Source organism: Nocardioides sp. NPDC127503, assembly GCF_040302165.1.
GTDB lineage: Bacteria > Actinomycetota > Actinomycetes > Propionibacteriales > Nocardioidaceae > Nocardioides.
Genome location: NZ_JBEORH010000007.1, coordinates 55,174 through 66,000, shown reverse-complemented (window position 1 = coordinate 66,000; position 10,827 = coordinate 55,174). Strand labels below are relative to the sequence as shown.

The window sequence follows — 10,827 nt, the reverse complement described above, 5'->3', positions numbered from 1 at the left end:
TAGAAGACGTGTGTAAAGACGTTTGACTTCGAGCGCGCACGAGGCCGGAGCGTGGTTCGCATGAGATACACGACCATCGGATCAGGCGCCGGATCACGGCGCGTCAGCAAGCTCGCGCTCGGCGTGATGCGGTTCGGGACCGACACGGACGTCGAGACGTCGTACGCGATCCTCGACCGCTTCGTCGAGGCCGGCGGCAACTTCGTCGACACCTCCAACAACTACGCCTACTGGGCCAACGGCACCCAGGGCGGCGAGAGCGAGACCGTGCTCGGGCAGTGGCGCCGAGACCGCGGGATCGGCGACGAGCTCGTCATCTCCACCAAGGTCGGCGCACGCCCGACGGACGTCGTCGAGCGCGTCGAGAACGGATGGATGAACCAGCGCAACCGCACCTGGGAGGGGCTGGCCCCGGAGAACGTACGCGAGCAGGCCGACCGCTCCCGCGAACGCCTCGGCGTCGAGCGGCTCGACCTCTACTACGCGCACGTGCCGGACACGAACGGCGTGCCGCTGGAGGAGTACGCCGCGGGCTTCGCCGCCCTCGTGAAGGACGGTGTCATCGGCCAGTTCGGGCTGAGCAACCACTGGTCCTGGCAGGTCGAGCGGGCACGGGCGGTCAACCCCGAGGAGGCGCGGCCGAGCGTGCTGCAGTATCACCACACCTATCTGCGGATGCGCACCGACATCCCCAACCCGCGGCTCTCGGTCGACGGCGAGATCGGCGTGGCCGACGCCTCGCTGCTCGCCTACCTGCGGGCGACGCCGGGGCTGACGCTGGTGGCCTACACGCCGCTGCTCACCGGTGCTTACACGAATCCTTCGAAGCCGCTCGATCCCGCCTATGACCACCCCGGGACGACCGCCCGGCTCGCGGTGCTCGACGAGGTCGCGGCCGAGACCGGCGCGACCCGCAACCAGGTCGTGCTGGCCTGGATGCTCGGCGACGCCCTTCCTGTGATCCCGCTGGTCGGAGCCTCATCCGTGGCCCAGCTCGACGAGAGCCTGGCGGCGGTCGACCTGGAGCTCAGCGAGGAGCAGAGGGCTCGGCTCGACGCTGCTGGGCGATGAGCTCGGCATCCGGGTCCGTCTCGCCGACAGCCGCGGCGTAGTAGGCGACCTTGAACTCGATCGCGTCCAGATGGGCAGCCGTCTCCTCCAGCTGCGCGCGCACCCGATCGCGGTGTGCGCGCAGCAGGGCGAGGCGGGCCTCCTCGTTGCCGGAGCCGTCGCGGACCATCTCGGCGTAGCGCCGGATCTCGCGGATCGGCATCCCGGTCGAGCGCAGCCTGGTGATCAGCGTGATCCAGCCGAGGTCGCCCTCGGAGTAGGCGCGGTGGCCGGAACCGTTGCGGCCGACCCCGAGCATGAGCCCGTCGCGCTCGTAGTAGCGCAGCGTGTGCGCGGTCAGGCCGGTCCGCGCGGCCACCTCGGCGATGCTGAGCCCGTTGCTGTGCGCCTGCGTCGTCATGGACCCAGTGTCCTGGTTCGAGTGCACTCGAAGTCAAGCACTCAGAGCGCCGATCCGCCGGTCACGTCGAGCGTCTCGCCGGTGACCCATCGCGCCTGGGGCGAGGCGAGGAAGCCGACCGCGTCGGCGACGTCCTCCGGCGTGCCGATCCGGCCGAAGACCGACAGCGCGTCGGCCTGCGCCCTCGGTCCGGGCAGGTTGATCCAGTCGGCGTTGATGTCGGTCTCGATCACGCCGGGGAGGACCGCGTTGACCGTCGCCCCTCGTGCGGCGAGCGGCGCGGCGAGGGAGCGGGTGAGGTTGTTGATGCCGGCCTTGGCCGCGGCGTACGCCAGGTGGGTCGGCGCCGCCACCCGGGTATAGCCGGTCGATACGTTGATCACCCGGCCGCCCTCACGCAGGTGCGGAGTGACCGCCTGGGTCAGGAACATCGGCGCGATCAGGTTCACCTCGAGCACCCGGCGCGCGGTGGCCGGGTCGAGCTCGTGTAGCTCCTGGTTGCCGTTGATGCCGGCGTTGTTGACCAGGATGTCGAGGCCGTCATCGCCGGCGAGCGCCGCCTCGGTCCATGCCGCCGCGATCTCGGCCGCCGCCTTCGCGCCGTCATCGCCGAGGTCCGCCGCGATCAGGACCGCCCGGGCCCCGGCGGCCTCGACGAGTCGCGCGGTCTCCTCGGCGGCCGCGCGGTTCGAGCCGTAATGGATGCCGATCAGGCCGACACCGTCGGCGGCCAGACGTACGGCGATGGCGCGGCCGATCCCGCGCGAGGCTCCGGTGACGAGTGCGTTGCGGGTCATCTCGGTCTCATTTCTGTAGTGGTCGCTAAATAATGCCCTGGGAGTTAATGTAGGGATCACTATGGAAATGCGCAAGCCCTCCCGCGGACGACCGCGCTCCTTCGACGAGGAGGCGGTGCTCGATGCCGTGATGCGGGCGTTCTGGGAGCACGGGTACGAAGGCACGAGCGTCGCGACGCTCGAGGCCGCGACCGGGCTGAAGGCACCCAGCCTCTACGGGGCGTTCGGCTCCAAGGAGGTGCTGTACCAAGCTGCTCTCGAGCGCTACGCCCGTGAGCACGGCAACGTGCTCCGGCCCGACGGACCGGCTCGCGAGGCCATCTCGGAGTTCCTGTACGAGGCGGCCGACCGGTTCAGCGAGAGCGGCCTGCCGCCGGGCTGCATGGTCTCGACGGCCGCGCTGGCGCTGGGCACCGCCCAGCGCGGCGTCGCCACTCGCCCGGCGAAGATGCGCTCCGAGACGCTCGCGGGAATCGAGCAGCGGCTGCGGACCGCGATCACCGAGGGCGAACTGCCGGCCGGGACCGATGCCGGCGCGTTGGCCCGGCTCTTCGGCGCGGTGATCCAGGGCATGTCGGTGCAGGCGATCGACGGCGCCACCCGGCAGGAGCTACGTGGGCTCGCCAAGGCCGCGATGGATGCTTGGCCGCGATGACGCGGGACGGATCGGCGAGAGCCAGGACGTACGCCGCCGGGTCGGCGGTCCTCCTGCTCGCGCTCGGCGCGTGCGGCGGGGCGCCCGAGGCCGACCCGTCGCCGACCACCAGCGCCGCGGCTCCCTCGACCTCGGCGGAGCCGTCACCCAGCGACGTACCTTCGTCTTCTTCTCCGACTGTCGCGAAGCCGGGGACGGTGCCGCCGCCGTGGCTCGGGACCCGGGTGCTGAAGGAGGACGCGGAGGGCTACGGGATCGCCGGGCCGACGCCGAAGGAGCTGCGCAACCGGGCCTGGACGCTGCCGGACATGATGCCGATGCTGCCCGGTGAGGGCTTCGCGGCCGAGGTCGACATCGCACCGGACGACGTGATCGCGCGCTCGACCTGGGTGCCAGGGTGCCCGGTCTCGCGGCGGGAGCTGGCCTGGGTGCGGATGACGTTCTGGGGCTTCGACGGCGCCCGCCACACCGGCGAGATGCTGATCAACGCCCGGGTCGCCGAGGACGTCGTCGGGGTCTTCCGGCGGCTCTACGAGGCGAGATTCCCGATCGAGCAGATGGACATCACCACGAAGGCGGCCCTGGACGCGCCGCCGACCGGCGACGGCAACGGCACCGGCGGCTTCGTCTGCCGCCCCTCGGTCGGCCAGACCTCGTTCTCCCAGCACGCCTACGGCCTGGCGATCGACCTGAACACCTTCCAGAATCCGTACGTCAAGGGCGACCGCGTCATCCCCGAGCTCGCCCGCTGGTACCTGAACCGGTCCAGGAAGGCGCCCGGGATGATCCACGACGGTGACGTCGTGGTCCAGGCCTTCGCCGACATCGGCTGGGAGTGGGGCGGCGACTGGAACTCGCTGAAGGATTACCAGCACTTCAGCGAGAACGGCACCTGAGACTCAACGCAGAGTCAGGCGGACTCGGCCTCGGCGAGCTCGCGCTTCCAGTCGCGGAAGGTCTCCTCGGTGCGGCCGCGGCGCCAGTAGCCGGAGATGGAGAGGTCGGCCTTCGGTACGCCGCGCTCCTTGAGGAGATAGGGGCGGACGCCGTGCATGGTGACCGCGGCCTCGCCGTGGACGAAGGCGTGGACGCGGCCGTCGAGCCACTTCAGGTCACGGATGGCGGTGACGAGGGGCTGCTCGTGACCCTCGGCGTCCTCGGCGGCGTGGTGGGTGTGACCGCCGGTGACCAGCCAGGTGACCTCGACGCCGTCGGGGTTGTCGAGGGGCTGCTCGTGGCCGAGGTCCGGGACGTCGATGACGGCGTAGCCGCGGGCGTCGGCGGGCAGTGCGGCCAGCGCGGCGCGGATCGCGGGCAGAGCGGTCTCGTCGCCGGCGATCAGGTGCCAGTCGGCCTCGGGGTCGGGCGAGTAGGCACCGCCCGGGCCGCGAGCCGCGAGGGTGTCGCCGGGCTTGGCCGCGGCCGCCCAGGGTCCGGCGTACCCCTCGGTGCCGTGGACGACGAAGTCGATGTCAAGGGTGCCGTCCTCGACCGAGGGGTTGAGGGCGGTGTAGGTGCGGACCACCTCGCCGTCCACCTGCGGGAAGACCAGCTTCACGTAGCGGTCGGTGAAGACGCTCGACGAGAAGGCGCTCAGGTCCTCGGAGCGGAAGCTCACCCGGATCATCGTCGGGCTCAGCCGCTGGGTGGCGGTGACGACGAGGATGGTCTCAGGCTTCGCGGGACGGCTCATGTAGGCAACCCTAACTTGCTTCCAAACCGGCCGCAGTCAACCAACCGCGGTCAGCCCGCCGACCGGGTGGAGTGCGTAGACCGGGGCTGGGTGGCGTCGGCAGGGGCTGCCGGCGCGGGGATGGCTGGCGCGGGAATGGCGGGAGCGGGGCGCTGGGGCTTGGCGACCAGCGACAGGCTCGGCTCGAGCACCCGCAGCAGCGACTCGACGTGGCCGCGGGCCTCGGTCACCAGCCGCCGGGCCTCTCTCGGGGTCCGCTTCTTCAGGTCGAGCAGGTCGTCGTCGACCGGCCGCCGGACCCGCCGCCGGGCCTTCTGCAGCGGCGCGAGCTGGACGAGCGTACGCAGCCGGGTGGCCGCATCCGCCTCCGAACCCGCGGGGCCGCCCAGGGCCGTACGTCCCAGCAGGTCGCCGAGCGCGGCGATCTCGACGAGGGTGAAGGTGCGCTTGACCGCGGCGGGCACGAGTTTGGCGACCTCGCTGCGATGGGAGCGTTCGGCGGTGATGATCAGGTCGGCGCTCTCGATGTCGTCGACGTCGAGCGGGTAGGCCTGGTGCCTGGTCAGCCGGACCCCGGCGAGAGCCACCTCGGAGGCGATCATCGGGTCCATGTCGTAGCCCTCGAGCGCCTCGCTGCCGGCCGAGATCACCGTGATGCCGTGGCGGGCGAGCCCACCGATCTGGCCGACGCCCTCACGGAGCATCGCCTCGATCGCCGGCGATCGTCGTACGTTCCCGCTGCAGACGACCAGGATCGTCGCGGTGTCCATCCCTGCCTACCTTCGAAACAGTTGCCTGCCGGTTTTCTCGAGCGTGGACGTCACATCCACGCGGCCAACCCCCCGAACGTGACGGACAGACATTACGCAGTCGGCGTACGGCTCCAGAAACTGACGGCGGATCAATCCCCCATTTGGGGGAACGGGCCGGACACCCGGCCCTGTCATCCCCAAAACCGGGTGAGGATGTGCGATGGCCCCGTAGACCTGCCCTCATGGCGGATGAGTCGCGGACAAGCAGCCTGGCATAGACATCGGATGGAGTGACCGTTGGACCTGCGCGACTATGTCGCTGCCCTGCGAAAGCGCTGGTACATCGTCGCGGTGCTCGCGATCATCGGTGCCGGCGCGGCCTTCGCGCAGGCGCACGCGAGCCCGCCGCAGTACCGCGCGCAGAGCACCGTCTTCGTCTCGATCGCGCACGGCGCGACGACCCAGGAACTGGTCCAGGGCTCGACCTTCACCCAGGACATCGTCCAGTCCTACGCCAAGCTGGCGACGATGCCGGTGGTCCTCGACCAGGTCATCTACGACCTCGACCTCGACACCACCCCCAAGGCGCTGGCCGAGACGATCACCGCCGAGAACCCGCTCGACACCGTGATCATCGAGATCGACGCGGTGGCCACCACGAGCACCGGCGCCTCCGACCTCTCCAACGCGGTCGCCGACGAGCTCACCACCACGATCACCAACCTCTCCCCCACCTCCAACAAGAAGTCCGCTGTGCAGGTGACCGTGGTCGCCCGTGCCGACCCGCCCCAGGAGGCGTTCGCGCCGCGTACGCGGCTGGCCGCTCTGGTCGGTTTCGCCGGCGGCTTCGGCCTCGGCGTCGCGATCGCCGTGGTCCGCGCCCTCCTGGACACCCGGGTCAGGACCGCGGCCGAGATCGAGCAGCTCACCGACGTGGGGCTCCTGGGGGCGATCCCCCGGCGCCGGGGCCAGCGTCGCTCGCGCGGCGCGGTGACCGCCATCGATCCGCACAACGTCGCCGCCGAGGCCTATCGGAGGCTGCAGACCAACCTGCAGTTCCTCGACGCCTCCTCGCCGGTCCGCTCGATGGTGGTGACCTCCTCGATCGGCGGCGAGGGCAAGTCGACCACCTCGATCAACCTGGCGCTGGCGATCGCGGAGCAGGGCCAGCGCGTCCTGCTGGTCGACGCCGACATGCGCCGCCCCGCGGTCGCCGACTACTGCGGTCTGGAGGGTGCGGCCGGGCTGACGACGGTGCTGATCGGGAAGGCCGAGCTCGGCGACGTCGTGCAGGTCTGGGGCGACGCCAACCTGCACGTGCTCACCATGGGTGAGGTCCCGCCCAACCCCGCGCAGCTGATCGGCTCGCCGCGGATGGCCGACCTGCTGGAGGAGGCGCGCGCCGGCTACGACGTGGTCATCCTCGACTCCCCGCCGCTGCTCCCGGTGGCCGACGGCGCGATCCTGTCCCGCCTGACCGACGGTGCCCTGGTGGTCGCCAACTGCCGTACGATCCACCGCCCGCAGGTGCTGGAGGCCATCGACAGCCTCGAGGCCGTCGATGCCCGCTGTCTCGGCATCGTCGCCAACCAGGTCCGTGACACCGCCGCGCACACCTACTACGGCCAGCCGGAGCAGGGCTGGTTCGCCCGCCTCCTCTCCGGTCTCGTACGCCCCCGGGCACAGCAGCACCACCACCCCGCTGCCGGAGCCTGAGCATGGCCGTCGTGACGGCGGTCCGCGCAGAGTCTGCGAAGCGGAACGTACGCGCCGACCGCACCGGCTGGGAGGTGTTGACCGCGCTGTTGGCCGGGGCCGCGGCGGTCCTGGCCGGGACCAACTACACCCTGGTCAGCGGGCTGACCGTCGGCGGACTGATCGGCGCGACCCTGGCACCGATCTGGATCCGGGAGGCCCGCCGCTATCGCGGCGTGATCCTGGGTGGCGCACTTCTTCTTGCCTGTCTCGTCTCCACGCTGGCGCTGTCGACGTGGCGCTCGGCGACGCATCCGCCGACCGAGGCCGGGTTGCTGACCGATCTGCTGCCGGTGATCTCGGCGGTGCTGTGCGTAGGTGCGTTGTTGTGGGCGCAGCGGGTGCTGTCGCCGGGGGCCGTGGTGTGCCTCTACGCCGTCGGCTCGTTCTTGACCGTGACGTTGAGGCCGCAGTTCGCCGAGGAACCGTGGCGGTTCGGGTTCTCGATCCCGGCGACGATGCTGCTCCTGGGGGCGTGCCAGCTGATCAAGCGGCGGCCCCGGAAACAGCTCTTGGCCGAGCTGGTCGTGATCGGGGCGCTCAGCGTGGTCGGCGCGCTGTCCGGGGCCAGGTCGATGAGCGCGTTCCTGCTCATGACCGCGGTGCTGCTGGTGTGGCAGCACCGGCCGAGGACGGCGAAGCGGACCACGTCCGCGCTGCTCTCCCTGGTGCTGGTCGGCGCTCTCGGGCTGGGCATCTACAAGTCGCTCGAGGAGGCCGCCCTGGACGGCTATCTCGGCGCCTCGGCCCAGGAACGCACCGTCGAGCAGACCCAGGCGGCCGGGTCGCTCATCCTCGGCGGGCGGCCCGAGATCGGGGCCACCGTGGCCCTGATGATCCACGAGCCGTTCGGCTACGGCGCCGGCACCATGGCCACGCCGAGCGACATGCAGGCGGCCAAGCAGGGCATGTCCCGTCTGGGGTACGACCCCGACAACGGCTACGTCGAGCACTACATGTTCGGCACCCGGATCGAGGTCCACTCGCTCATCGGCGACCTGTGGATCTGGTTCGGTCTCGCCGGGCTGGTCCTCGCTGGTTGGCTGCTCTGGCTCGCCACCAGCTACCTGGGCCGCAGCATGGCCGACCGCACCGGCGCCGCCCTCGGCATCTTCCTCGCCCTGCAGCTGGGCTGGAACCTCTTCTTCGGCCCGATCATCAGCTCGCTGCCCCCGCTCGCGCTCGCGCTCGGGGTGTTCCTGCTCCAGCGCAAGGAGGCTGCTGCCGAGCCGTCTGGGCCGAAGCGGGTGCCGCCGGCGCCGCGGCGACGCCAGGGTCGTCGGGACCAGCGCGCTCGCCGGCGCTACCTCGCCGGAGGTCCGCAGCGTGCGTGAAGGCTGGATCGACTCCGCACGCGGCCTGGCGATCATCCTCGTGGTGCTCTTCCACGCCGTGATCAACCTCGACCTGGTCGGCCTCGCCGGCCCCTGGTCGCGGCTGGCCTACACCCTCGACACGTTCCGGATGCCGCTGTTCTTCTTCCTCTCCGGCCTCCTCGCTCCCTCGCTGCTCGCCCGGCCGCTCCGGGAGGTGCTGCGCACCCGCTGCCTGAACCTGATCTACCTCTACGTCCTGTGGTGCCTGCTCCTCGGCACCTTCCGCGCGCTCCTGCCACACTCCCCACCAGGTGGCGTCGCCGCGGTTGCCCGGGTGCTGATCGAGCCCAACGTCTACCTCTGGTTCCTCTACACGCTGTGCCTGTTCACGCTCGTCGGCTGGCTGACGCGGCGGCTTCCCGCGTGGCTGGTCGTCGGGACCGCGCTAATCGTCTCCGCGGTCTTCGCCGCCGGGCTGGTCTCCACGGGCGATGTCCCCTGGGACAAGACGTTCCGCTATTGGTTCTTCTTCGTCCTGGCCTCCCGCGCCGCACCCGCGGTGCGGTCGGTCGTGCCGCGGATGCGGCCGGTTCACGTGGTCGGGGCGGGGGTGACGTACGCGGTCGTGCTGGGGTTCTTCCTCTACGTCGCCGACGACCGGATCATCTTCGTGCGGCCGATGCTGGGGCTGCTCGCGGTGGCCGCCGGCTGCGGGCTCGGGGTGATGATCGCGCGAGTCCCCGCGCTCGGATTCGTACGCCATCTCGGCACCCGCACGCTGCCGATCTACGTCGTCCACGCCTTCCCGATCACCGCCACCGCGGCCCTGCTCACCGGCCGCGCCATCGACTGGCCGCCGGGGACCGGGCTGGTGGCCGTGCCCCTGCTCACGCTCGTCTCGATCCTGCTCGCGCTGGCTCTCGACCGGCTGGTCACCGGCCGCGCCCGCGGCATCTTCGACTTCCCGATCGCGCGCTGGACCACCAAGCGCAGCCCGCGACCGGCCACTCTCCTCCCTTCCGAGAACCTAGCCCCGAGGACGCCGTCATGACTTTTCCCGAGACCTCCTTCAACCTGAAGCTGCACACCGTCCGGCGCGACTCGGGACGCCTGTACAGGGAATTGCTGCGCAACCAGGAGCTCGAACCAGCAGCCCTCGCCGAGCTGCAGCGCACCAGGGCCGTCGCGATCGCCGAGTTCGCCCGTAGCCAGACCGTCTTCTACGCCAAGCACTTTGCCGACGCAGGCATCGACCCAGGCCGACCGCTGACGCCGGACGACTGGACCCGGTTGCCGCTTCTGAACCGAACGATGCTCAAGGAGCACGCCGACGAGGTCGTCTCGTCCGAAGCCACGCCACGGAACTCACGCCCGGCGCTCACCAGCGGTAGCACCGGCGAGCCTCTCAAGGCCATGCATGACACTCGAGTGCCGACACTCGCGCTCGCGTGGCGGATGTACACATGGTGGGGGATTCAGCCCTGGGACAACCTGGCGCGAACTGGACGTTGGGGTTTCGGGCGTTTCGACACGCTCAAGAACGACATCACCTGGTGGCCGTCCAAGCAACGCTATCTGGACGCCGGACTCATGAGCCCGGAGTCGATGCGACAGTTCCATGCCGAGCTCGCGAAGACACGGCCAGCGCTGCTCGAGGGGTACGTGTGGTCGACTGTCGCCTTCGCGGACTTCGTCCAGGCGGAGGGTCTCCGACTGCCTTCGCTGCGCGCGGTCGCGACGACAGCCGGTGCGCTCGATCCTGCCTCTCGCGCCCGCCTCGAATCGGTCTTCGGCGTACCTGCGCACGATGAGTACCGAGGTTCGGAAGTCGGCTGGTTGGCGGGCGAATGCCGCGAGCGCAACGGCCTGCACGTGTTCGCTGATGCACGCGTCATCGAAGTCGTCGATGAGGACGGGCGAGTGCTTCCCGCAGGAGAGACCGGCGAGATCGTGGTCACCGATCTCACCAACCGTGTGTTCCCGATCATCCGCTATCGGCTCGGCGATCGGGGCAGGCTTCTCGACCGACCCTGCGCATGCGGCATCGCTCTCCCGCTCATGGCCTCGCCCGAGGGCCGGGTGACGGACATGCTCTACACGCCGAGCGGCCGCAGCCTTGGTCATCGGATCTCGGCGATGTTCAGTGATGTTCCGGATGCCGTGCGCCAGATGCAGGTCCACCAGCAGCGCGACTATTCGATCACCATCCGCATCGTGGAGGGGCGGCTGCCTGACGCCCGAGTTCACGTGGAGCGAAAGGTCGACGTACTGCGGAATCGAATCGACAATGAGGTTCCCGTGACGATCGAGTACGTCGATTCGCTCCCCTACACCGGCGCGAAGCTGAAGTACGTGATCAGCGATGTACCTCGAGACCACTGACTGGGA

The 10,827-nt window shown here is 70.1% G+C and carries 11 protein-coding genes; 7 read left to right on the top strand and 4 right to left on the bottom strand.

Translation table 11 applies throughout. The annotated features are described in order from the left end of the window. Positions 1-60: 60 nt before the first annotated feature. On the top strand, positions 61-1,071 hold the full coding sequence (locus tag ABTW65_RS16870; RefSeq protein WP_350662058.1) for an aldo/keto reductase: 1,011 nt from the start codon (positions 61-63) through the stop codon (positions 1,069-1,071). Here ABTW65_RS16870 and ABTW65_RS16865 read toward each other — a convergent pair. Beyond that, on the bottom strand, positions 1,028-1,471 hold the full coding sequence (locus ABTW65_RS16865; RefSeq protein WP_350662055.1) for a MerR family transcriptional regulator: 444 nt from the start codon (positions 1,469-1,471) through the stop codon (positions 1,028-1,030). The genes ABTW65_RS16870 and ABTW65_RS16865 overlap by 44 nt on opposite strands. Before the next feature lie 41 nt (positions 1,472-1,512). Beyond that, positions 1,513-2,268: an SDR family NAD(P)-dependent oxidoreductase gene (locus tag ABTW65_RS16860; RefSeq protein WP_350662053.1), complete on the bottom strand. Its 756-nt coding sequence runs from the start codon at positions 2,266-2,268 to the stop codon at positions 1,513-1,515. Between the two features lie 67 nt (positions 2,269-2,335). On the opposite strand from ABTW65_RS16860, the gene ABTW65_RS16855 reads away from it, so the two are divergent. Both ABTW65_RS16855 and ABTW65_RS16850 read left to right on the top strand, forming a co-directional pair. Continuing rightward, positions 2,336-2,923: a TetR/AcrR family transcriptional regulator gene (locus ABTW65_RS16855; RefSeq protein ID WP_350662051.1), complete on the top strand. Its 588-nt coding sequence runs from the start codon at positions 2,336-2,338 to the stop codon at positions 2,921-2,923. Continuing rightward, positions 2,920-3,819 carry a M15 family metallopeptidase gene (locus tag ABTW65_RS16850; protein WP_350662049.1) on the top strand — a complete coding sequence of 300 codons (900 nt, stop codon included), beginning with the start codon at positions 2,920-2,922 and terminating at the stop codon, positions 3,817-3,819. Before ABTW65_RS16855 ends, ABTW65_RS16850 begins: the two co-directional genes overlap by 4 nt. Before the next feature lie 14 nt (positions 3,820-3,833). On the opposite strand, the gene ABTW65_RS16845 is transcribed toward ABTW65_RS16850, so the two are convergent. Together ABTW65_RS16845 and ABTW65_RS16840 are read right to left on the bottom strand one after the other, a co-directional pair. Further along, complete coding sequence (locus ABTW65_RS16845) at positions 3,834-4,616, bottom strand: siderophore-interacting protein (RefSeq protein ID WP_350662047.1); 783 nt, start codon at positions 4,614-4,616, stop codon at positions 3,834-3,836. A gap of 50 nt (positions 4,617-4,666) precedes the next feature. Then, a complete protein-coding gene (locus ABTW65_RS16840) occupies positions 4,667-5,386 on the bottom strand; it encodes an arsenate reductase/protein-tyrosine-phosphatase family protein (RefSeq protein ID WP_350662045.1) in 720 nt (239 codons plus the stop codon). Between the two features lie 279 nt (positions 5,387-5,665). Here ABTW65_RS16840 and ABTW65_RS16835 point away from each other — a divergent pair, with 279 nt between their 5' ends. Genes ABTW65_RS16835 through ABTW65_RS16820 form a run of 4 tightly spaced genes read left to right on the top strand, consistent with a single transcriptional unit; the run spans position 5,666 to position 10,821 of the window. Then, the gene (locus ABTW65_RS16835; protein WP_350662042.1) at positions 5,666-7,084 is read left to right on the top strand and encodes a tyrosine-protein kinase domain-containing protein; all 1,419 of its coding nucleotides are present in this window, start codon (positions 5,666-5,668) and stop codon (positions 7,082-7,084) included. 2 nt (positions 7,085-7,086) lie between these two features. Next, positions 7,087-8,457 carry an O-antigen ligase family protein gene (locus ABTW65_RS16830; protein ID WP_350662040.1) on the top strand — a complete coding sequence of 457 codons (1,371 nt, stop codon included), beginning with the start codon at positions 7,087-7,089 and terminating at the stop codon, positions 8,455-8,457. After that, the gene (locus ABTW65_RS16825) at positions 8,450-9,490 is read left to right on the top strand and encodes an acyltransferase family protein (protein ID WP_350662038.1); all 1,041 of its coding nucleotides are present in this window, start codon (positions 8,450-8,452) and stop codon (positions 9,488-9,490) included. Before ABTW65_RS16830 ends, ABTW65_RS16825 begins: the two co-directional genes overlap by 8 nt. Next, positions 9,487-10,821, top strand: coding sequence for a phenylacetate--CoA ligase family protein (locus ABTW65_RS16820; RefSeq protein ID WP_350662036.1), 1,335 nt, complete (start codon positions 9,487-9,489; stop codon positions 10,819-10,821). The genes ABTW65_RS16825 and ABTW65_RS16820 overlap by 4 nt, the downstream gene beginning before the upstream one ends. Positions 10,822-10,827 lie beyond the last annotated feature (6 nt).

What these genes read in the sequence shown, in the direction of transcription:
- ABTW65_RS16870 (WP_350662058.1), top strand. Translation starts at nt 61, where the DNA reads ATGAGATACACGACCATCGGATCAGGCGCCGGATCACGGCGCGTCAGC.
- ABTW65_RS16865 (WP_350662055.1), bottom strand. Translation starts at nt 1,471, where the DNA reads ATGACGACGCAGGCGCACAGCAACGGGCTCAGCATCGCCGAGGTGGCC.
- ABTW65_RS16860 (WP_350662053.1), bottom strand. Translation starts at nt 2,268, where the DNA reads ATGACCCGCAACGCACTCGTCACCGGAGCCTCGCGCGGGATCGGCCGC.
- ABTW65_RS16855 (WP_350662051.1), top strand. Translation starts at nt 2,336, where the DNA reads ATGCGCAAGCCCTCCCGCGGACGACCGCGCTCCTTCGACGAGGAGGCG.
- ABTW65_RS16850 (WP_350662049.1), top strand. Translation starts at nt 2,920, where the DNA reads ATGACGCGGGACGGATCGGCGAGAGCCAGGACGTACGCCGCCGGGTCG.
- ABTW65_RS16845 (WP_350662047.1), bottom strand. Translation starts at nt 4,616, where the DNA reads ATGAGCCGTCCCGCGAAGCCTGAGACCATCCTCGTCGTCACCGCCACC.
- ABTW65_RS16840 (WP_350662045.1), bottom strand. Translation starts at nt 5,386, where the DNA reads ATGGACACCGCGACGATCCTGGTCGTCTGCAGCGGGAACGTACGACGA.
- ABTW65_RS16830 (WP_350662040.1), top strand. Translation starts at nt 7,087, where the DNA reads ATGGCCGTCGTGACGGCGGTCCGCGCAGAGTCTGCGAAGCGGAACGTA.
- ABTW65_RS16820 (WP_350662036.1), top strand. Translation starts at nt 9,487, where the DNA reads ATGACTTTTCCCGAGACCTCCTTCAACCTGAAGCTGCACACCGTCCGG.